The sequence below is a fragment of the Streptomyces sp. NBC_00872 genome, from assembly GCF_045161915.1.
In the GTDB taxonomy this organism is placed as follows: Bacteria; Actinomycetota; Actinomycetes; order Streptomycetales; family Streptomycetaceae; genus Streptomyces.
The window spans coordinates 777,230-798,129 of record NZ_CP108806.1; the positions used below are offsets into that span (position 1 = coordinate 777,230).

Genomic DNA, 20,900 nt, shown 5'->3' on the forward strand with positions numbered 1-20,900 from the left:
CCGGCACCGCACGGTCCTCCGTGCGGCGCCCCCGCCGGCGTCCTCAGCGGATGATCTTCTCCACCAGCAGCCGCACGCCCGCGGCGATCGAGTCCGCGTCGATACCCGCCGCACGGAGCTGCTCCCGAGGTGTCGCCGAGCCCGGGATCCTGTTCACCGCCAGCCGTACCAGCCTCTTGGGCGCCGGGCGGCCGTCCGAGAACACCTCGGCCACCGCGTCCCCGACACCGCCCTGCGGGTGATGGTCCTCCACCGTGATCAGACAGTTCGTGTCGGCCGCCGCGGCCTGGAGCGTGTGCTCGTCGGCCGGCTTGATCGAGTAGAGGTCGATCACCCGTACGGGGATGCCCTCGGTGGCCAGCAGGTCGGCCGCCCTCAGACACTCGTGGACGGTGACTCCCGCGCCGATCAGGGTGACCCGGTCCGCGTCCGAGCGGCGCAGCACCTTGCTGCCGCCGACCGGGAACTCCTCGTCGGGACCGTAGACGACCGGGGTCGCGCCCCGGAGCGTACGGAGATAGCGCACGCCCGACAGCGCGTGCATCTCCGCCACGAGCCGTGCCGTCTGATTGGCGTCGCAGGGATGCAGCACCGTACTGCCGTGCACGGCGCGGAACATCGCCAGATCCTCCAGGCCCATCTGGGACGGGCCGTCCTGCCCGATCGCGACACCGGCGTGCGAGCCGACGACATTGATCGAGGCCCGGCTGACGGACGCCATCCGCAGGAAGTCGTGCGCGCGGGTCAGGAAGGCCGCGAACGTCGACGCGAACGGGACATGCCCGAGCGCCTGCATACCGACGGCCGCCGCGATCAGTTGCTGTTCCGCGATGTAGCACTCGAAGAACCGGTCGGGGTGCTCCTTGGCGAAGAACTCGACCCGGGTGGAGTCGCTGACCTCGCCGTCGAGCGCGACGACATCGCCCTGGGCCGTACCGAGCGCGGCGAGCGCCCTGCCGTACGCGTCACGCGTGGCGACCGAGTCGCCCAGGTCGTAGCGCGGCAGTTCGAGCGTGACGGGGTGCCTGGCGGTACGGGCGGGGGTCTCGGGCTCGGCGGGCTTCGCCACGGAGATCCGGATCGAGCGCCGTCCGCCCAGTTCCTCGATGGCGCTCTCCGCGTCGGGCAGCGGCTTGCCGTGCATCCCCTCGCGGTCCTCGACGGAGGCGACACCCTTTCCCTTCCGGGTGCCCGCGATGATCGCGGTCGGCCTGCGGCCCGTCGACCGGGCCTCGTTGAAGGCCGCGTCGATGGCGTCGACGTCATGCCCGTCGATCTCGATGGTGTGCCAGTCGAACGCGCGCAGCCTGCGGCCGTACGCCTCCAGATCCCGCTGATGGCGGGTGGGTCCGCGCTGGCCGAGCCGGTTGACGTCGATGACGAGGGTGAGCGAGTCGAGGTGTTCGACACCGGCGTGCTCGATCGCCTCCCACACCGATCCCTCGGCCATCTCGCTGTCGCCCGACAGCACCCAGACGCGGTACGGAGTCCGGCCGAGCCGCTGTCCGGCGAGCGCCATGCCCACGCCCACCGGCAGTCCCTGGCCCAGCGAGCCGGTGGCGACATCGACCCACGGCAGCCGTGGGGTCGGATGGCCTTCGAGCCGGCTGTCGAGGGTCCGGTAGGTGAGGAACTCCTTCTCGTCGATCGCGCCCGCCGCCAGATACATGGAGTACAGCAGCGGAGAGGCATGCCCCTTGGAGAAGAGCAGCCGGTCGTTGCCCTGCCGTCCCGGCCGGTCGAAGTCGTAGCGCAGGTGCTTGGCCATCAGCACCGCCATCAGGTCGGCGGCCGACATCGAGGAGGTCGGATGCCCCGAGCCCGCCCTGTCGGCGACCCGTACGGAGTCGACCCTCAACTGCTGGCCCAGTTCGGTCAGTTGTTCGCTGTTCATGTCACTCCTCGCGAGATGTGCCGGACGTACTGGACGTGCTTCACGTGTCTGAGGTGTGCGGTCCGCCGGGGACCCTCGCCAGCTCGGGCGACGACGATTCGAGCGGTACGGTCCAGGAGCGGACCAGACCGAGCTGTACGGCCTGACGCGGCAGCACCGCTTCGAGCAGCCAGTCGGCGGCGACGCGTACCCGGTTGCCCGGCATGGCCGCCAGGTGGTAGCCGCGGGTGACCGCTCCCGCGAGCGGTCCGGAGAGCGGTACCCCGAGCGGATTGGCCGCGGCCTTGACACCGCCGAGATCGACGACGAATCCCAGGTCGTGGTGGCGGTAGACCCGCTGCTCCCCATGGCCGAGGGTGGCCGCCACATTGCGGCCCGCCAGTCGGCCCTGCCTGCTCGCGTGCTGGGCGGTCATCGGGGTGAACTCGCCCGGCCTGGTGAGGTCCGGGACGGCCGCCGCGTCACCGCAGGCGAACACCTCGGGGTGGCCGGGCACATTGAGCCGGGCGTCGACGAGCAGCCTGCCCCGTTCGACCGGCACCCCGATCTCGGAGACCAGCGGGTCCGGCCGTACTCCCACACACCACACCAGGGTGTGGGTCTCGATGAACTCGCCGTCGTCCAGCGTGATCCCGGTCCGTCCCGCCTCCTTGACGGAGGTGCGGGTCCGTACGTCCACGCCGCGCCGGCGCAGCACCCGGTCCGCGGTGGTGGAGAGCCGCCTGTCCAGTTCGGGCAGGACGCGCGGGGCGATGTCGAGAAGCAGCCAGCGGGGTTTGCGCTTATGACACCAGGCGGGCTGTTTACGGACCAGCGCGTCCGTGAAGAGCTGGCCCTGCGCGGCGACCTCGGTGCCCGTGTATCCGGCTCCGACCACGACGAAGGTGCCACGGGCGGTGCCCTCGCGGTGGTCGTCGGTGGCGGCGGCCAGCTCGATCTGACGGGTCACATGGTCCCGCAGGTAGAGGGCTTCCGGGAGCCCCCGGAAGCCGTGCGCGTACTCGGCGACACCCGGGACCGGAAGCAGTTTGTTGACACTGCCCACAGCGAGGACGAGCCGGTCGTACGTCAGCTCACCCCGGTCGCCCTCCGGCCCGGTGTACTCGACACGCCGTGACTCCAGGTCGACATGGCCGGCCTCGCCGAGGACGAGCCGTACCCGCGGCAGTGTCCCGGAGAGGGAGACGGTCACCCGGCGCGGTTCCAGAATGCCCGCGGCGACCTGGGGCAGGAGCGGGAGATAGAGGAAGTAGTCCGTGGGGTTCAGCAGGACCACTTCCGCGGTGTCCCGGACGCGGTGGGAGAGGGTACGAGCAGCCTCGTACCCGGCGAATCCGGCTCCGACGATGACAATGCGTTCTCGGCTCACATTCGACTCCGGAGTGTGACATATCGGGTCGTAAGGATTGACTTGTCACGTGCCCGCCGACGGGAACGACAAACACCTCCCCGGTCCTGAAGGGTTCTCGGAAGCGTTGTGCGCGGTGTCGCGCACCGGGGTGTGCGGCACCGCGCTCCCCCGCTGCCACAGACCCCTCCACCTGCCGGTTGACACGGTCGTGAGAGGTGGGAAGGTGGACGCAGAGGGAGGAGCCGCCCCCTCCCCAGGGCAGTAACTCCCACGCGCCGGCGCACGACCGGACCGCAGGAGGCGAGGAGAACGACGTGAGCGGCGACAGCGGCGACAGCGGCGACAGCGGCCAGACCATGGGCGACGAGGTCTATCAGCCGGACGGCTCGGAGGTCATCGACGACGAGGGCATCCTCGACGCCGAGGACACTCTCCTCGACCGTGGTTCCGACCCCTTCGACGAAGGCTGGTCGCCGCCGGAGCGTCCCCTCGGCGTGGAGCACATGGGCACGACGGCCGCCGAGCAGCGGGCGGGGGAAACGCTGGACCAGCGGCTCGCGGAGGAGGTCCCCGACCTCACGGTCCCCATCGGGGACGGCATCGGTGATCTGCCGTACGGCGAGGGCGAGACGCTCGACGACGAGGTCGGCGACGGCCGGTCGGGGCGGCTGGTGGCGCCGGACGAGGGTGCGCACGAGGACGCCGAGAAGGACATGATCGCCAGCGATGTCGGCATCGACGGCGCCGCCGCTTCGGCGGAGGAGGCCGCGGTCCATCTCGTTCCCTACCCGGACGAGACCGAGCAGGAGTGAACCGCGCGGTGTGTGCCCCGGTGTGAACCCGGGCGAAGCCGTACACCGGGCGCGGAGCGGGTGAACATCCGCCCGGTGTACGGCACTTCCACCGCGCACGACGCTCACACCATTACGGTCACACCAGCACCGGGACGAGCGGGGCTGGAATGAGCGGGGCGGGGGCGGGCGGCGCGGCCGGGGCGGGAACCGGCACGGGCATCGGCACGGGCGTCGGGACGGGCTCCCGCCGCGCTGTGCCGACCCCGGTGAGCGGTGTCCACGGCACACGCGGGACGTCCTGCGGACTTCGGACACTTCTGGTGAACCAGATGACCTTGCCCTCGGCCGTGGCGCACGTACCCCAGCTGTCGCTCAGCGCCGCGACCCTGGCGAGGCCGCCGCCACCGGCCGTGAGCAGCCGCGGCATGCGCGGGCCGTTGTCCTCGACGGAGGCCGTGAGATGCCGGCCCGTCCAGCGGAGTTCGAGCACGCAGCGATTGCCGTCACCGACATGGCGGTGGACATTGGTCAGCAGTTCCTCGACACCTTTGCCGACGGACGCCACATGCAGGTCGAGCCTCCAGTGCCGAAGATGCGCGGCGACGATGCGCCGGAGTTGCGGAACACGCTCCGGAGAGGCGTGCAGTTCGACCACGTAATGACGGTCGGGTGGAACGGTCATGGTCGAGGCTCCTCACAGAGAGGCCCACGAGCTTCACCACGTTGGATCAACGACCCCCGAGTACGAAGCGTGAGCGAAAGCCACTTCTGGGTCATCCTCAGGGTGAGGTGGGCCGTCCGGAACCGCAACACGAGCCGTACCGGGGCGAATCACCGCAGGTCACAGCAGCTCAGGCCACAGCCGCTCCGAGCTGACCCGGCGACGTGCGGCCCAGCGGTGGCAGCCGGCGGTAGCGGCTGTCGGTGGGCTACCGGCTCTCCAGGAGCACCTGGATCTCTTCCTCCTGGTCGCCGAAGGCCGTACCGACATCGTGGACGGTGAACGCGGAGGCCAGCGTCCTGCGCATGGTGTCCACCGCCGAGTAGCCGCCCTGGAGCGTGGCCGTGAGCGGCGCCGTCAGCCGCGCGGGGTCCGGCTTCTTCCCCGGATGCGAGGCGTCGAAGGTCGCGAGCCATACGGTCGGTCGCCGCCCGGCCACGTCCTGCGGGATGTCGTCGGCCGCGCGATCGCAGGCGAAGGCCGTACGGAGCACACCGAACACAGCGCGCGCGTCCTCCTTCGCCCCGTCTGTGAGCGCCACGACCACCTCGTCCATGGGCTGGTCCGCACTGTTCACGTCGATCGTTCCTCTCCGTGTCCCGGTGTCCCGGTGTCCGGTCTCCACCCTCTCCCCGGCGACCGCGGTGTGCGACCGGACCGCACCCGCGGGACGTCTGTCGAGCCGGGGCCGATGGCTCGCGGCCCACCCGTCGGGCCTACGCTCCGAACTCCTTGAGGAACGTCGCGCAGAAGGCGTTGAGGTCGTCCGGCTTCCGGCTGGTGATCAGGGTGCTGGGCGCGGACGTGCAGACGTGGACCTGCTCGTCGACCCAGGTGGCGCCCGCGTTGGTGAGATCGGTCCGCAGGCTCGGCCAGGAGGTCAGTGTCCTGCCGCGCACCACATCCGCCTCGATCATCGTCCATGGGGCATGGCAGATCGACGCCACCGGTTTGCCCGCGTCGAAGAAGTCCTTGACGAACGACACGGCAGCCGGGTCCATCCGCAGGGCGTCCGGGTTGGCGACACCGCCGGGAAGCACCAGCGCGTCGTAGTCGCCGGCGGCCGTCTCGGACACCGTACGGTCGACGGGGAAGGTGTCTCCCTTGTCGAGATAGTCGAACGCCTGGATCTCGCCCGGTGCTGTGGAGACCAGTACACGCTCTCCGCCGGCGTCACCCACGGCCTTCCACGACTCGGTCAGCTCGATCTGCTCCACACCCTCTGGAGCCGCGAGGAATGCCACACGCATGTGATTCACGTCCTTTCCCGCGCGTCTTGCTCGTACGGCTCTTCTCGTACACCTTGTCCCCTACCCAGAAATCCGCATCGGTCCCGGGCGCGAGGACGCGGCGGGGGGCTCAGAGACGTTTCGCGTCGGGGGCGGTCGCGGTACGGAGCCGTGCCGTCACGGTCGTGGTACGGCGGCGCAGCCGCTGGAGGGGCGTGGGCGGCAGCTCGCGGGCCGCGCCCCGGGCGTAGTACCGCTCGACATAGAACTGGCCGACGGACAGCACACTGGTGACGACGATGTACCAGATGGTCGCCACCATCAGCAGCGGGATGACCTGGTACGTACGGTTGTAGATGAGCTGTACGGAGAACAGCAGGTCCTGTACGGCGAGGACGCTGACGATGCTCGTCCCCTTCAGGGTGCCGATGAGCATATTGCCCGCGGTGGGGACGATGGAGCGCATCGCCTGCGGCACGATGACACGGCGCAGCACCCGCCACCGGCTCAGCCCCAGGGACTGCGCGGCCTCGGTCTGGCCGGCGTCCACCGAGAGGATCCCGCCGCGTACCACCTCCGCCGCGTAGGCCGCCTCGTGCAGGGTGAGACCGATCAGCGCGGTGAGTCCGGCGCCGAAGAGGTTCACGGTCTTGAAGGTGAGGAACTCGGGGCCGAAGGGGATACCGACGCCGAGCGTCGGATAGAGCGCGCCGATGTTGAACCAGAACAGGAGCTGCACCAGCAGCGGGGTGGATCTGAAGATCCATACGTAACCCCAACTGAGCGTGCGCAGCACGGGGTTGGCGGAGAGCCGCATCACGGCGAAGACCGTGCCGATGAGAAAACCGAGCACCATCACACCAGCGGTCAGCCAGAGCGTGAGCAGCAGCCCGTCGAGTACCGCGGGCGTGGTGAAGTACTGGCCGACCACACTCCACTGGAACCGCTGGTTGCGGACGACGGAGTTGACGACCATCGCGAGGACCAGCAGCGCGGCGGCGGCCGACAGCCACCGTCCGGGATGCCGGCGCGGCACGATACGGGAGATCTCGTCGCGCGGGGGCGGGGTGAGGTCGCGTCTGGCAGGGGACGCGTCCGGCACGCGGAGGACATCGGGCGGGGGCGATACAGACATGAGGGGGCTCCGGCGGGAGTGCGGTCGGCGGTGGTCGGTGTACTCCGGGTGCCCCGGGGTGCTCCAGGTCCGGACGCTCCAGGTGCTCCGGGTGCTCCAGATCCGGATGCTCCGGGTACTTCGAGTGCTCCGAACGTCGTCACGCACCGCGTCCCTCAACACGGCCGGTACGGCCCGGTGTTCACCTCGGAGACCCTGGGGTCCGAGGTGCGCACGGAGGCCGGACGCGTCTCGATCGTACGGGCGGGGGCGGCGCGGTTGTCAAGGAGGCCCCGGCGCCCCGACCACTCATGTACCACTGTGCGAGCACCGGTTGACTTCGGTGAAAGTCCCGTGCTCAATTGGCTGCATGCAGAAGCAGCTGCCGTTGGTCACCCGCGGCCACATCGACTTCGGTCGAGTGTGGTCCGCCTCTTGTTGCGCCTGATCGCACCTGACCCCGGCAGCGGGCCGCCCGACCGGCCCCTCCCTCCCTCGGTGACCCCGTCGCGGGCCGAGTTCCCCCTCTTCACCGGGTGCACGCTGCCGTCTTCCTCCTGACGCTCCACGCGCCACTCCGCACGCGCCACTCCGTTTCCACGCGTTCCACACGTCACTCCGCTTCCGCCGTGCCCGCGGTCTGCCCAGGGTTCCTTCGGCATGCCCTCCATCCGCGTACGCACCGCGTTTCTCCGCCGTACGAAAGGTCCGTCATGCCTGTGGAGTTCCTCGGTATCGCCGCCACCCACGACGGGTCGGAGACGAACCCCCGCTCCGGCGCCGCGTTCGACAAGGAGTACACGCTCAAGCTGGCCCGCGCCCATGAGGACCACGGCTGGGACCGGGTGCTGTTCGCGTACGGCTCGGGCTCGCCCGATCCCGCGCCGGCCGCCGCGTTCATCGCGTCCCGGCTGGACAGGCTCCAGATCCTGCTGGCGCACCGGCCGAATGTGTCGTATCCGACCTTCGCCGCCAAGACGTTCGCGACACTGGACCGGATCAGCGACGGGCGGCTCACGGTCCACTTCATCACCGGTGGGAACGACCATGAACAGGGCCGCGAGGGGGACACGCTCACCAAGGACCGGCGCTACTCGCGTACGCGCGAGTACATCGAGATCGTCAAGCGGATCTGGACCACGCACGAGGCCTTCGACCACGAGGGCGAGCACTACCGGTTCCACGACTTCGTCAGCGATGTCTTCCCGGTCCAGCGGCCCCGCCCGGACGTCTCGTTCGGCGGCTCCTCACCGGCCGCGTACGAGGCGGGCGGCGCCGAGGCGGACATCTACTGCCTGTGGGGCGAGCCGCTGGAGAAGACCGCGGAGCAGATCGAGGCGGTGAGGGCCGCCGCGCGCGCGGCCGGGCGTACGGCACCGCCCCGTATCCAGGTGGCCTTCCGGCCGATCATCGCGCCCACCGAGGAACTCGCCTGGGAGAAGGCGCACCGGACGGTGGACACGATCAAGGCCCGCAGGGAGCAGGGCGACGCGGCTCTGGTACGCCGCTACCGCCGGGGAGAGCCCGAGAACACCGGGTCGCAGCGGCTGATCGCGATCGCGGAGTCGGGTGAGCGCTACGACCGGGCGCTGTGGACGCCGACCGCCGCGGCCACCGGTGGCGCGGGCAATTCCAACGCCCTGGTCGGAACGCCGGAGACGGTCGCCCAGGCGCTGCTCGACTACTACGACCTGGGCGTGGACATCCTCTCCGCGCGCGGTTACGACCTGCTGGGCGACGCCATCGACTTCGGCCGTCATGTCATCCCGCTCGTACGCGAAGAGGTCGCCAAGCGGGACGCCGAGAGGGACGCCGAGAGGGACGCCGAGCGCGCGGTACCCGGCACGCGGAGTCTGGTCGAGGCCGGCTGATGACCTCCGTCGCCGAACCCGGCGGTCTGACCTGGGTACGGACCGCCCTCTCCGATCCGCTGGTGCTGCCGATGCTGCGCGAGCTGGACCAGGAGTACACCTCCCGCTACGGCAAGGCGGCCCACGGCGAGATGGCCCGCTATCCGGAGGAGGAGTTCGCCCCGCCGCACGGCGTCCTGCTGCTGTTGCTGGAGCACGGCGAGCCGGTCGCGGGCGGCGCGTTCCGCCGGTACGACACCACCACGGCCGAGCTGAAGCGGATCTGGACCCACTCCGCCCACCGGCGACGGGGGCTGGCCGCGCGGGTGGTCGGGGAGCTGGAGCGGATCGCCGCCGTACGGGGCTACCGCCGGATCCATCTCACCACCGGGCCGCGCCAGCCCGAGGCCAGGGGGCTGTATCTGAGGACCGGATACACACCGCTGTTCGACACGAGCGCCGACCCGGAGACCATCGGTCCGCTCCGGTTCGAGAAGCATCTCGCCGCCCGTCGCTCCGGCCCGGCCGGCTCCGCCGCCCCCGCCGACTCGGCCGCCCCCACTGCCCCCACCGTCTCCACCGTCTCCACCGTCTCCACCGAAGGAAAGGTATGAGCCCGTGCGCACCCTGATCCCGGGCCGTCTCCGGCCTGCGCGCCGCGACCGGCCCGTACCTCCTCGGACGGACCGCTCCGTACGCCGTCACCGCCGGCTGCCGGCCGCCGTTCTGGCCGCTCTGCTCCTGCCCGTCCTGGCGGGCTGCGGTGCGGACACATCGTCCGGAGCGGAGACGGCGGGCGCCGCCTCGCCCGCGCCGTCCGACGATGTCGCCGCCTCGCTGACGAAGAACGCCGGGCTGGCGAAACTGCTGCCCGAGAACGTCCGCGCACAGGGGACTCTCCGGATCGCCTCCTCCGTGGGCGCGGCGCCCAGCGCGTACTTCCCCGACGCGACGAGCCGCCGGCCCGCGGGGCTCGACATCGACATCGCGGACGCCGTCGGCAAACTGCTGGGGCTGAGGCTGGAGCGCCAGGACGCCAGTTTCGAGGCGATCCTGCCCGCGCTCAGCAGCGGCAAGTACGACGTGGGCACCGGAAACTTCGGTGTCACCGAGGAGCGGCTCAAGACGATCGACTTCGTCACCTACATCAATGACGGACAGGGCTTCGCCGTCCGCAAGGACGACACCGGTCTGAACAAGGTGACCCGGCTCGACCAGCTCTGCGGCAAGACCGTCGGCACCTCGGCGGGCACCACCTTCGAGGCGACGCTGAACTCCCGGAAGAGTGTCTGCGCGGACGCCGGCGAGAAGCCGTACACGGTCAAGGTCTTCTCCGAGAACGGCGCCCTTCTGACCAGCCTTCAGCAGGGCCGGATCGATGTGGTCATGTCGACCATCAACGGTCTGCGCTACCAGGCCGCGCAGCCGGCGGCCGGGGTCAGATTCCTCGGCGAGTTCCACCGGCTCGATGTCGGTTTCGCCTTCGAGAAGGGCTCCCCACTGCTCAAGGCGTTCCAAGGTGCTGTCAACGAGCTGATCGACAACGGCACATACGACCGGATTCTCAAGAAGTGGGGGACACAGGATTCCGCCATCGAGGAGTCCCGGATCAGCCCGCCCGAGACGAAGTAGCGGCAGGAGCCCCCGATGGATACCGCAACCGGCACCGAGGCGGACAGACCGTCCGTGCCGCCGTCGTCCTCCGTGACGCCGACGGACGCCCTGTCGTCGTCCGCCCCTTCGCCGAAGGAGGCGTCACCACCGGGCACGGAGGATCTCGCCGCGCTGAAGGTCGTGCCCGCGCGCCACTACTGGCGCTGGGTGGCCGGTGCCGCCGCGCTCGTCGTCGTCGCGCAGTTCGTACACGGGCTGGCCACCAATCCGGGCTGGGACTGGGAGACCTTCTTCCTCTATCTCTCCACGGACAGCGTGCTGAGGGCCGTCTGGGTGACCCTCCAGCTCACCGCGTACGGGACCGCGCTGGGCTTCGCCCTCGGTGTCGTCCTCGCCTTTATGCGGCTGTCGCGCAGTGTGATTCTCCAGACGGTCGCCTGGACCTATATCTGGGCCTTCCGCTCGATCCCGCTGATCGTCCAGCTTCTGTTCTGGTTCAACCTGGCCTATCTCTACCAGGAGTTGGGGGTCGGCATCCCCTTCGGTCCCGTCCTGTGGAGCTTCGACACGATGAACCTGGTCGGCGCCATGTCGGCCGCCGTCATCGGTCTGGCGCTGCATCAGGCAGCCTACGCGGCCGAGATCGTACGCGGCGGGATCATCTCCGTCGAGGGCGGACAGCTCGAAGCCGCGGCGGCACTGGGCATCCCCCGGTCGCGTCAGATACGCCGCATCCTGCTGCCGCAGGCGATGCGCGGCATCCTGCCCAACGCCGCCAACGAGGTCATCTCCCTCTTCAAGGGCACCTCGATCGTCTCCGTGATGGCCATCGGCGAGCTGTTCTACCAGGTTCAGGTGATCTACGGCCGCAACGGCCGGGTCGTACCGCTGCTGATGGTCGCCACCGCCTGGTACATCCTGCTGACCACCCTGCTGTCCATCGCCCAGTACTACGTGGAGCGGCACTTCGCGCGCGGGGCCGAGCGCACTCCCCCGCCCACCCCGTTCCAGCGAGCCAGGAGCTTCACCCGCAGGATGCGGGCCGCTGCCGCCACCGGAGGTTTCCCGCGATGAGTACGGACACTGCTCCCGAGCCGGCACCCGGCGGCGACCGGGACAGCACCGCGGACCGCCCGGACCGCGCGGACCGCGGTGACCGCGCCCAAAACACCGCCGCCACCACCGGCACCGCCACCGCTGACACCGGCGATCTGATGGTGGACGTACGCGGTGTGCACAAGAACTTCGGCCCGCTGGAGGTGCTCCGCGGGGTCGACCTCCAGGTCCGCACCGGCGAGGTCACCGTCGTACTGGGCCCCTCCGGCTCGGGAAAGTCGACCCTGCTGCGCAGCATCAACCACCTCGAAAAGCTCAACCGGGGGTACGTCAGCATCGACGGCGAGCTGATCGGCTACCGCCGCTCCGGCTCCAAGCTGCATGAACTCAAGGAGAGAGATGTCCTGAAGCAGCGGCTGCACATCGGCTTCGTCTTCCAGAACTTCAATCTCTTCCCGCATCTCACCGTGGTCGAGAACATCATCGAGGCTCCCGTCTCGGCGCTGCGCCGCCCCCGTAAGGCCGCCGTCGAGCAGGCGGAACGGCTGCTGGAGCGGGTGGGTCTGGCCGACAAGGCCGCCGCCTATCCACGACAGCTCTCCGGCGGCCAGCAGCAGCGCGTGGCGATCGCCCGCGCGCTCGCGCTGGAGCCCAAGGTGCTGCTCTTCGACGAGCCCACCTCGGCGCTCGACCCCGAACTGGTCGGCGAGGTCCTCGATGTCATCAAGGACCTGGCCCGCAGCGGCACCACCATGATCGTCGTCACCCATGAGATCGGCTTCGCCCGTGAGGTCGCCGACACCGTCGTCTTCATGGACGACGGTGTGATCGTCGAGCAGGGGCCGCCCGCCGAGGTCCTGGACCGGCCGCGCCATGAGCGGACCAAGGCGTTTCTCTCCAAGGTGCTCTGACCCGCCCTTCCCGTCCCACCGACCCACCGTCCTTTCGACCCAGCGTCCTTCCCACGAGGAGCCCTCCGTGCCGTCCAGACCCGTCCTCCGTACCACCGCCGCCCTTCTCGGCCTTGTCGCCACGCTCTCCCTCTCGGCCTGCGGCAACTCCGCCGACGGCTCCACCGAGCAGGTGGTGGCCAAGGACGGGAGCAAGGACGGTCTGCGGATCGATCTCAGCCCCGACCAGAAGCGGATCACCACGCCCGAGGTGGACTCCATCGCCGCGCTCGTCCCGGCGGCGATCCGCGATCGCGGCACGCTCGAAGTGGTCAACTCGGCCGGTTCCGTACCGCCGTTGGCCTTCTACGCCACCGACGACAAGACCGTCATCGGCGTCGAGACGGACATCGCCTCGCTGATCGCGGATGTCCTCGGGCTGAAGCCGAGCTACCACACGGTCGACTGGGCGAACATCTTCGTCGGTCTCGACAGCGGCAAGTACGACGTGGGGTTCAGCAACATCACCGTCACCGAGGAACGCAAGGAGAAGTACGACTTCGCCACCTACCGGCTGGACAATCTCGCGTTCGAGGCGAAGAAGGGCGGCGACTGGAAGGTCTCGGCCCCGAAGGACGTGGCGGGCCGGACCATCGGTGTCGGCTCGGGCACCAACCAGGAGAAGCTGCTGGTCGACTGGAGCAAGCAGAACGTGGAGAACGGTCTGAAGGCGACGGACATCAAGTACTACCAGAACTCCAGCGACTACTACCTCGCCCTCGGCTCCGGACGCCTCGACGCCTATCTCGGGCCCAACCCCGTCGCCGCGTACCACGCGGCCTCCACCGGGGAGACCGAGATCATCGGCACCTACTCGGGCGGCGGAGCCGATGTCCAGGGCAAGATCGCGGCCACCACCAAGAAGGACAACGGTCTGATCAAGGCCCTCCATGAGGCGCTCGGCACCGTGATCGAGAACGGTACGTACGAGAAGGTCCTGGCGCGCTGGGGACTGTCGAACGAGACCGTGCCGTCCTCCGAGCTGAACCCCCCGGGGCTGCCCAAGACCGACGAGTAGCCGGGCCCCCGGACCACCGGTCCCGCTCCGGGCCCCGGACCTCCGCCGGCCGCTCCCCTCCGACCGGCCCGTACCCAGCGGAAGGCAGCCATGAAGTTCTCCGTCCTCACCATCGTCGGCCACGCACCGCACCCCCTCACCGGGGAACTCCTCTCCGCGGCCGACCGTCTCGACGAAGTCGTGGAGCTGGGGGTGGAGGCCGAGCGGCTCGGCTTCGACGCCTATGCCGTCGGGGAGCGGCACGCGGGTGCGTTCCTCTCCTCCAGCCCCACGGTGCTCCTCGGCGCCATCGTGTCCCGCACCTCGCGGATCCGGCTGCTCACCGGTGTCACCGTGGTGGCGATCCTGGATCCGGTACGGGTGGCCGAGGACTACGCGACGCTCGATCAGCTCTCCCGCGGGCGGATCGAACTCGTCATCGGCAAGGGGGCGGAGGCCGGGCACTTCGATCTCTTCGGGCTGGACGAGGAGCGGCAGTGGGAGTACCAGGCGGAGAAGTACGAGCTGCTGCGCAGACTCTGGCGCGAGGAAGACCTCGACTGGGAGGGCCGGTTCCGGCCGCCGCTCAAGGGCGTCACCACCGTGCCGCGTCCCTACGCCGGTCCGCCCGTGGTCTGGCACGGCTCGGCCACCAGTCTCAACTCCCCCGAGCTGGCGGCCAAGCACGGCGATCCGCTCTTCACCGCCAACGCCGTCCAGCCCCGTGAGGCGTACGCACGGCTCATCCGTCACTACCGCGAGAAGTTCGAGGAGTACGGACACGATCCGGCGCGGGCGCGGGTGGCGGCGGGGTCGGGCGGTCTCTACATCGCGGACACCACGCACCGGGCCGTCACGGACTTCAAGGAGCAGTACGAGGCCCGTATACGCCAGACCTTCCGGCCGCGGCTCGTCGGCAAGGCGGGGTACAACACACCGTTCCGCACGATCGAGGACGCCGTGGCGAACGGGCCCCAGCTCATCGGCAGTCCACAGCGTGTCATCGACAAGATCCTCGGCTACCACGAGGTCTACGGGCACGACCTCCAGTCCATCACCGTGGACGCCTTCGGGCTGAGCCTGCCCGAGCAGCGCGAGCAACTCCAGCGCTTCGCGGAGGAGATCGCCCCGGTGGTCCGCCGCGAGGCACCGAGCACTCTCTGGGCCGACAACGACTAGCCACTGCCCCGCCCCGTCCCGTCCTGCCCTGCCCCGCCCCGCCCGGAGCCTTCGCCGTACCTCCGAACGGGTTGTCGGTGTCACCGCCCGTGTGTCGTCCGCCGTGGGAGAGACGGTCGGCACGCTCCTGGCGATGAGACTCGCCCATGTGACGGATAACCAGGGAGAAGACGGCCGGCCGGGGCAGGTACCGGAGGACAGCGAAGGCACGCCCAAACCCGTCATCGTGGAGAAGCTCGACCCGGAGCAGTCCATGGTGCTGCGTCAGGTGGGCCGCGAGTGGGGGCGGGTGTCCGCCGCCCGCGACGCGTGGCGCGCGGCACTGCCCGTGGACCCCGACATCGGCCGCTATCCCGAGCCCGCGCAGATCACCCCGGCACGCTTCGGCCGGATCGTACGGGTACCTCCGCTCGGCGGGCTGCCGCCGCCCGCCGGGACCGGTGACATGGAGACGGTGGAGAGCCGGACGGAGCCGCCCGCGCTCGGGCCGCGGATCCGGCACGCGGTCCTCGGGGCGCCGCTGCGGAGCACGGCGATCGCGCGGGAGCGGATGCGCAAGATCGTGGCGCTGCCGGTGCTCTCGGCGGACGCGCTGTCGTCGGTCGCGTACGGTCCCGAGGCGCTGCTCGCCGTACTGGTGCTGGCCGGTACCGCGGGGCTCGCCTATTCGCTGCCGGTGGCCGGGGCGATCGTCTTTCTGATGCTGGCGGTCGGGCTGTCGTACCGTCAGACGATCCGCGCCTATCCGCACGGCGGTGGGTCGTACATCGTCGCGACGGACAATCTCGGGCGGGTGCCCGGACTGGTGGCCGCGGCCGGACTGATGACGGACTACGTCCTCACGGTCGCCGTCTCGGTCTCGTCCGGGATGGCGGCGGTCACCTCGGCGCTTCCGGGGCTCTCGGACGATGTCGTCCTGATCGGTCTGCTGGTCATCGCCGTTCTGCTCGCGGGGAATCTGCGCGGTGTCAAACAGGCCGGGGCGCTGTTCGCCGCGCCCACCTACGCGTTCGTCCTCGCCATCTTCTCGCTGGTGGCCGTGGGGCTGTACGACGCGTCGGGACGCGGCTTCGAGGCCACCCCGGCCCCGCCGCCGCACGCCGTCGAGGGGGTCGGTCTGCTGCTGGTGATGCGGGCGTTCGCCTCCGGCTCCACGGCGATGACCGGTATCGAGGCGATCTCCAACGCGGTACCCGCGTTCGAGTCCGTCTCCTGGCGCAACGCGCGTACGACGCTGTCGTGGATGATCGGACTGCTCGTCACCCTGTTCGCCGGCACGATCGCACTGGTCCATCTGACGGGTGTCGTACCCGAGTCCCGGGAGACGGTCCTGTCGCAGCTCGCCCACACCACCTTCGGCTCGGGCGGTATGTATGTCTTCATCCAGGCGGCGACGGCTCTGATCCTGCTGCTCGCGGCGAACACCGCGTACAACGACTTCCCCCGGGTGCTGTATCTGCTGGCACGTGACGACCACGCGCCACGGACCTTTCTGCGGCTGGGCGACCGGCTGGCGTTCAGCAACGGAATCATCCTGCTCTCCGTGGCGGCGGCGGTGGTCTATGCCGCCTTCGACGGGAAGACCGCGTCACTCATTCCGTTGTACGCCGTCGGGGTCTTTCTCGCCTTCACCCTCTCGCAGAGCGGCATGGTGGTCCACTGGTGGCGCAGGCGCGAGCGGCACTGGCGCAAAAGCCTCGTCTTCAACGGGGTGGGCGCCCTGCTCTCGGCCGTCGTCTTCATCACCGCGGGCATCACCAAGTTCACCGAGGGGGCCTGGCTCGCCCTCCTCACCGTCGCCCTGTTCCTGCTGGTGACGACCAGGATCCGGCGCCACTACGACATGGTGCGCCGGGCGCTGCGGCTGCACTCCAAGCTGATCGAGATCCCGAGCCGTACGCTCCCGCCGCGGCCGGGGGCGCGTACCCCGGAGAAGGCACCCGGTGGTGCCGAGGGGCCGTCAGAAGACGTGCTCCCCCGAAGGGAGCAGGACGAGGAGAGAGAGGACACCCCCGAGGAGATCCGCCATCTCTCCGTCGTCCTGGTGGACGCGCTGCATCAGGCGAGCATGCGCGCGATGGCCTACGCGGCCTCCCTCCAGCAGCCCGTTCTGGCCCTGCATGTCAGTCCGAGCGACGAGGACGCCGAACGTTTCCGTGAGGGCTGGCTCCTGTGGGGGGACCATCTGCCGCTGAGAATCGTCCTCTCCCCCTATCGGGCCATCGTGACCCCGCTGATCAGCTATATCGAGCAGCTGCACCATCAGCGACCCGATCTGACCATCACCGTGATCCTTCCGGAGATCGTCGTACGGCACTGGTGGCACCGGCTGCTCCACAGCCCGCTCGCCGGGCGGCTGCGGCGGGCGCTCCGGCCGCTGCCGAAGATCGTGGTGACGACCGTCCCCTTCCATGTGGAGGGATGACGGGGTGTGGACCTGCCGGGCAGTGAGACGGCGTAGGCCTTCAGGGAGCCCAGCCCGAAGAGCGGATTGAATGCTCACCATTCATTCCAATTGGTCGGTTTATCCGTTTCGATCTAGGGTGAGCGATGGCACTGCCCAGATAGGGCAAGTGCGTCTACACGAGGAGCCCATGCTCTCGCCGCCTCCCTCGTCCTGCGTGAGGCGGTGGCCGGCAGCGCCGAACTGCGGCTCGCCCGTGAACTGCTGGACTTCAGCTGGGAGCAACTCGGCTCCGGGGCCATGCTCCATGAGCGGCTGCTGCGCTATCCGATGATGAGCGACCCGCTGGAGACCTACGCCCACTTCGCCCGGAGCGGCTACCGCCACCAGGCGCTGGACCGGCTGCTCACCCACACCACCTCGCTCCGCTCCGCCCGCGCCGTCGAGGTGATGCCCAACCGGCGGCTGGCGATCGCCAACGCCGCCCGGGTCGGCGGCTTCGGCCAGGACGACGACCGCGCCGTCGACTGGGCCGCGCTGACCGAGGCCACCTGGCTGGGCTCATTTCCCGAACCGTGGCTCATCGACTGGATGACCGCCTACAACATGACGCACACCGTCTTCCATCTCACCGACTGGGGCCGTATTCCGGCGGGTCTGCCGGCCGGGACGGCCCGCTACCTCGGCGACTGGCTGCCCGCCTGGATCGACATCTGGGCCGAGATCGGCGAGTGGGATCTGGTGGCCGAGCTTATGATCGTCGGGAGTTCGCTGCCCGATCCGTACTGCGATCCGGCGGACTGGGAGCGACTGGCCCGTCTCCAGCACGAGGACGGGCTGATGCCCCGCGACGGACACCCCGTCAGCGAGGATCCCGGCGAACGCTTCGCGGCGCACCACCACACCACTGTGGTCGCCGCGGTCGCCGGTACGCTCGCCCTCTCCCGCACCCTCGGCGCCCGCCCATGACATCGGGCGCGATGGGGACGGTGTCATCGGAAGCGGTGTCATCGGAAGCAGTGGGGACGGCGTACGCGACAGCGGCTCACGACCGGCCGGTGCGAGCGCCGGAGTGGGCCCGCGGTCCGGCCTCGGCCATCGCCGCCTCCGCCCGCGGAGCGAGCGGGGTGGCCGTCGCGATCCGCCAGGGCGACCGGCGGGCCGTGGTGACCTACGGCCGTACCGCGCACGGCGGCGCCCCGGTCACGGCCGACACCCGCTTCGAGACCGGCTCGCTCACCAAGTGCTTCACCGCGCTGCTGCTCGCCGAACTGGCCGCCCGCGGCGAGGTCTCGTACGGCGATCCCCTCACCCGGCTGCTGCCTCCCGACCGCGTACCCGTACCGCGCGGCGGGCCCATCACCCTGCTCCATCTCGCCACCCACACCTCGGGGCTGCCCCGGCTGCCCCCCGGCCTGCTCGCCGGGGCGGCGCCGCGCTGGTTCACCAATCCGTACGAGGGCTTCCGCACCGACGATCTGCTGCGCGCGCTCGCGAGGACCCGTCCGTTCGCCCGGCCCGGTGACCGGGTGCGGTACTCCAACTTCGGGGTGGGGCTGCTCGGTCATCTCCTCGGCCGTGCCGTGCCCGGCCGGCTGGGGTACGGGGAACTGCTGGCGGACCGGATCCTGGACCCGCTCGGGCTGCACCGGACCGGCTGCGCGCCGGGTCTTCGACAGGCCACCGGCTACTGGCACGGCCGCGCCCGGCCGCCCTGGCACATCCCGGGTCTCGCCGGGGCGGGCGCGATCCGCTCCAGCGCCCGCGATCTGCTGACCCTGCTCGACGCCCTCCTCGACACCTCACCCGATGCCTCGCCGGACGCTCCGGTCACCACCAGCACCGGGACCGGGACCGACACCGGAACCGGCACCGACACCGGCACCACGAGCAACACCGGAACCGGCGCCGATTCCCTGTCACTGTCACTGTCCGCGCCGTTGCGGGCGGCACTGGCGGATGTGGTCCGTCCACGACTCGCACTGCGCGGGGGTACCAGACGGCTGGCGCTCGTCTGGAACATCCGCGTCCGGCCGGACGGCGATGTCTATCACCACTCCGGCGGCACCCGTGGTTTCACGGCGTTCGCCGGATTCAGTCCCCGGCACCGGACCGCCGTGGTCGCCCTGGCCAACACCGCGCCGTCCGCCGACCAGCGATTCATCCAGAGCGCCTACGGGACGCTGCTGTCGCTGTCGGGACAGTCGTGACATCGGAGACATCGGAGCCGTTCCTCACGGGCCGCGGCTTCACCGGCCGCTCAACCCCCGCTCATCCGGTGACCGCGGGCAGATCGGGGCCGATGGTGAGCGTCACCGTGCCCGGCGCGGCCCGGTCGGACCGGACGGGGACAAGACCGGGAAGCCGCGCGGCGACCGCCCTGGCCTGGTCCGCGAGACCCTCCGGATAGCTGAGCGTGGTGCGGTCGGCCGGCGCGGGCGCGTTGCCGGTGCCGCTGATCCGGAAGCCGAGCCCCCTCAGCCGGTCGGCCGTCTCCCGGGCCTTGCCGGGCACGCCCGTACCGTTGAGGACCGTCACCGCCACGGTGGCCGCCGCCGGGGGCAGTTGACGGGCCGCCGCCGCCAGCGGGGCCCCGGTCATCTCCCGGTCGAGGGTGAGGGCGGTGAACAGCCGCTGGGCGGCGGGCCCGTTCCAGACGACATTGGCCCTGTCACTGGGAACGTCCCGTTCCCGGGGGTAGTTGGGCACGGTCAGGAAGGAGATCCGTTCCGTGGGCAGCGACTTGAGGCCGGAGGCCAGCTCGTAGAGGGGCTTGAGGCCGGCCAGTTCGGGATCGGTGGTCAGCGACCCGGTGGCCGAGTCGAGAAATCCGTACAGGGCCCGGGGGTTGTAGAGCCTCGCCTTGGCGCGGGCGGCGAGCGCCCGCATGAACTCCTGCTGCCGGCCGATACGGCCGATGTCCGTGCCGTCGCCGAGACTGTAGCGGGCCCGTACATAGCCGAGGGCCTGGCTGTCCTTCACCGTCTGGCATCCCGCGCGGAGATCGAGATGGGCCTTTCTGTCGTGGATGGGCCGCTCGGGACAGATCTCGACTCCCCCGAGGGCGTTGATCATTCCCGTGAATCCCCGGAAGTCCACGACGAGGAAGTGGTCGACGCGGACACGGGTGTTCTGCTCGACTGTCTTGATCACGCAGGCGGCGGCCTTGCCGGTGTCCCCGGTGGAACCGCCGATCGCGAACGCCTCGTTGATCTTGAAGTCGTGCGGTACGGAGAAGGTGCCGTCCCCCTGGTCGCAGGCCGGGATCCGGACCCAGGAGTCACGCGGGAAGGACACCACCGTGGCCCACTTCCCGCTGCCGCCGACATGGAGCAGCAGCAGGGTGTCGGACTGCATGGTGGTCAGCCCCCGGCCGTAGCCGTCCCCCGCGCCTTCACGGCTGTCGGAGCCGATGACCAGGATGTTCTGCCCGCCCTGGGTGGCCCCGGGCCGGTTGTCGCCGATCGCGTCGTCCACGCCCGCACCCTGGATGTTGCCGCTGAGCCGGGTGTACAGCCAGCCGCCCGCCCCCGATGTGCCCAGCACCAGAAGGGCGGCGGCCAGGGCGATCCAGCGTCCGATCCGACGGCGCGGGGAGCGCGGGCGTCCCCCGCTCCGCGCGGGCCGGTTCCCCGGGCTCGTCCGTACTGCGTTCACGGCGTCAAACTCCTTGCTGCGGCCCGGTCGTGGAACGGATCGTACGGGGAGTGACGTGCCCGATGTGCCGGATGTGTCGGACAATCATTC

General features: G+C 70.1%; 17 protein-coding genes and 1 pseudogene. 11 read left to right on the plus strand and 7 right to left on the minus strand.

The window, feature by feature from the left end; translation table 11 throughout:
• Positions 1 to 43: 43 nt before the first annotated feature.
• Both OG214_RS03340 and OG214_RS03345 read right to left on the minus strand, forming a co-directional pair.
• The gene (locus OG214_RS03340; RefSeq protein WP_363083296.1) at positions 44 to 1,894 is read right to left on the minus strand and encodes a transketolase; all 1,851 of its coding nucleotides are present in this window, start codon (positions 1,892 to 1,894) and stop codon (positions 44 to 46) included.
• 40 nt (positions 1,895 to 1,934) lie between these two features.
• Positions 1,935 to 3,263: an NAD(P)/FAD-dependent oxidoreductase gene (locus OG214_RS03345; RefSeq protein WP_363083297.1), complete on the minus strand. Its 1,329-nt coding sequence runs from the start codon at positions 3,261 to 3,263 to the stop codon at positions 1,935 to 1,937.
• Between the two features lie 338 nt (positions 3,264 to 3,601).
• Between OG214_RS03345 and OG214_RS03350 the strand changes: the two genes are divergently transcribed.
• On the plus strand, positions 3,602 to 4,057 hold the full coding sequence (locus OG214_RS03350) for a DUF5709 domain-containing protein (protein ID WP_363083305.1): 456 nt from the start codon (positions 3,602 to 3,604) through the stop codon (positions 4,055 to 4,057).
• 118 nt (positions 4,058 to 4,175) lie between these two features.
• On the opposite strand, the gene OG214_RS03355 is transcribed toward OG214_RS03350, so the two are convergent.
• The 4 genes from OG214_RS03355 to OG214_RS03370 all read right to left on the minus strand — a co-directional run bounded on the left by OG214_RS03355 (position 4,176) and on the right by OG214_RS03370 (position 7,124).
• Positions 4,176 to 4,721, minus strand: a complete 546-nt coding sequence (locus OG214_RS03355) for an ATP-binding protein (RefSeq protein WP_405983713.1) — start codon at positions 4,719 to 4,721, stop codon at positions 4,176 to 4,178.
• A 247-nt stretch (positions 4,722 to 4,968) separates the two neighbouring features.
• A complete protein-coding gene (locus OG214_RS03360; protein WP_405983714.1) occupies positions 4,969 to 5,337 on the minus strand; it encodes a hypothetical protein in 369 nt (122 codons plus the stop codon).
• Between the two features lie 139 nt (positions 5,338 to 5,476).
• Complete coding sequence (locus OG214_RS03365) at positions 5,477 to 6,010, minus strand: type 1 glutamine amidotransferase domain-containing protein (RefSeq protein ID WP_363083300.1); 534 nt, start codon at positions 6,008 to 6,010, stop codon at positions 5,477 to 5,479.
• A 109-nt stretch (positions 6,011 to 6,119) separates the two neighbouring features.
• Entirely contained in the window at positions 6,120 to 7,124 is a 1,005-nt protein-coding gene (locus tag OG214_RS03370; protein ID WP_405983715.1) for an amino acid ABC transporter permease, read from the minus strand.
• 692 nt (positions 7,125 to 7,816) lie between these two features.
• Here OG214_RS03370 and OG214_RS03375 point away from each other — a divergent pair.
• The 10 genes and pseudogenes from OG214_RS03375 (at position 7,817) to OG214_RS03420 (ending at position 19,363) form a co-directional block, all read left to right on the plus strand.
• The gene (locus OG214_RS03375; RefSeq protein WP_405983716.1) at positions 7,817 to 8,974 is read left to right on the plus strand and encodes an LLM class flavin-dependent oxidoreductase; all 1,158 of its coding nucleotides are present in this window, start codon (positions 7,817 to 7,819) and stop codon (positions 8,972 to 8,974) included.
• Entirely contained in the window at positions 8,974 to 9,567 is a 594-nt protein-coding gene (locus OG214_RS03380) for a GNAT family N-acetyltransferase (protein ID WP_405983717.1), read from the plus strand. Before OG214_RS03375 ends, OG214_RS03380 begins: the two co-directional genes overlap by 1 nt.
• Before the next feature lie 127 nt (positions 9,568 to 9,694).
• Complete coding sequence (locus OG214_RS03385; protein WP_405987414.1) at positions 9,695 to 10,585, plus strand: ABC transporter substrate-binding protein; 891 nt, start codon at positions 9,695 to 9,697, stop codon at positions 10,583 to 10,585.
• Positions 10,586 to 10,600: 15 nt separating this feature from the next.
• Complete coding sequence (locus tag OG214_RS03390; protein WP_405983718.1) at positions 10,601 to 11,641, plus strand: amino acid ABC transporter permease; 1,041 nt, start codon at positions 10,601 to 10,603, stop codon at positions 11,639 to 11,641.
• A gap of 140 nt (positions 11,642 to 11,781) precedes the next feature.
• On the plus strand, positions 11,782 to 12,534 hold the full coding sequence (locus OG214_RS03395) for an amino acid ABC transporter ATP-binding protein (RefSeq protein ID WP_405987415.1): 753 nt from the start codon (positions 11,782 to 11,784) through the stop codon (positions 12,532 to 12,534).
• Between the two features lie 67 nt (positions 12,535 to 12,601).
• Positions 12,602 to 13,591, plus strand: coding sequence for an ABC transporter substrate-binding protein (locus OG214_RS03400; RefSeq protein ID WP_405983719.1), 990 nt, complete (start codon positions 12,602 to 12,604; stop codon positions 13,589 to 13,591).
• A gap of 90 nt (positions 13,592 to 13,681) precedes the next feature.
• Complete coding sequence (locus OG214_RS03405; RefSeq protein WP_382857534.1) at positions 13,682 to 14,749, plus strand: LLM class flavin-dependent oxidoreductase; 1,068 nt, start codon at positions 13,682 to 13,684, stop codon at positions 14,747 to 14,749.
• A gap of 133 nt (positions 14,750 to 14,882) precedes the next feature.
• A complete protein-coding gene (locus OG214_RS03410) occupies positions 14,883 to 17,174 on the plus strand; it encodes an APC family permease (RefSeq protein ID WP_405983720.1) in 2,292 nt (763 codons plus the stop codon).
• Between the two features lie 183 nt (positions 17,175 to 17,357).
• Positions 17,358 to 18,122 (plus strand): annotated as a pseudogene (locus OG214_RS03415) (DUF6895 family protein); the annotation flags it as partial.
• A gap of 89 nt (positions 18,123 to 18,211) precedes the next feature.
• Positions 18,212 to 19,363 (plus strand): serine hydrolase domain-containing protein, encoded by a 1,152-nt coding sequence (locus OG214_RS03420; RefSeq protein WP_405983721.1) that lies wholly within the window; start codon positions 18,212 to 18,214, stop codon positions 19,361 to 19,363.
• 61 nt (positions 19,364 to 19,424) lie between these two features.
• Here OG214_RS03420 and OG214_RS03425 read toward each other — a convergent pair whose 3' ends face one another.
• The gene (locus OG214_RS03425; protein ID WP_382857551.1) at positions 19,425 to 20,810 is read right to left on the minus strand and encodes an LCP family protein; all 1,386 of its coding nucleotides are present in this window, start codon (positions 20,808 to 20,810) and stop codon (positions 19,425 to 19,427) included.
• Between the last annotated feature and the right edge of the window lie 90 nt (positions 20,811 to 20,900).

What these genes read in the sequence shown, in the direction of transcription:
- OG214_RS03340 (WP_363083296.1), bottom strand. Translation starts at nt 1,894, where the DNA reads ATGAACAGCGAACAACTGACCGAACTGGGCCAGCAGTTGAGGGTCGAC.
- OG214_RS03350 (WP_363083305.1), top strand. Translation starts at nt 3,602, where the DNA reads ATGGGCGACGAGGTCTATCAGCCGGACGGCTCGGAGGTCATCGACGAC.
- OG214_RS03355 (WP_405983713.1), bottom strand. Translation starts at nt 4,721, where the DNA reads ATGACCGTTCCACCCGACCGTCATTACGTGGTCGAACTGCACGCCTCT.
- OG214_RS03365 (WP_363083300.1), bottom strand. Translation starts at nt 6,010, where the DNA reads ATGCGTGTGGCATTCCTCGCGGCTCCAGAGGGTGTGGAGCAGATCGAG.
- OG214_RS03370 (WP_405983715.1), bottom strand. Translation starts at nt 7,124, where the DNA reads ATGTCTGTATCGCCCCCGCCCGATGTCCTCCGCGTGCCGGACGCGTCC.
- OG214_RS03375 (WP_405983716.1), top strand. Translation starts at nt 7,817, where the DNA reads ATGCCTGTGGAGTTCCTCGGTATCGCCGCCACCCACGACGGGTCGGAG.
- OG214_RS03380 (WP_405983717.1), top strand. Translation starts at nt 8,974, where the DNA reads ATGACCTCCGTCGCCGAACCCGGCGGTCTGACCTGGGTACGGACCGCC.
- OG214_RS03390 (WP_405983718.1), top strand. Translation starts at nt 10,601, where the DNA reads ATGGATACCGCAACCGGCACCGAGGCGGACAGACCGTCCGTGCCGCCG.
- OG214_RS03395 (WP_405987415.1), top strand. Translation starts at nt 11,782, where the DNA reads ATGGTGGACGTACGCGGTGTGCACAAGAACTTCGGCCCGCTGGAGGTG.
- OG214_RS03405 (WP_382857534.1), top strand. Translation starts at nt 13,682, where the DNA reads ATGAAGTTCTCCGTCCTCACCATCGTCGGCCACGCACCGCACCCCCTC.
- OG214_RS03410 (WP_405983720.1), top strand. Translation starts at nt 14,883, where the DNA reads ATGAGACTCGCCCATGTGACGGATAACCAGGGAGAAGACGGCCGGCCG.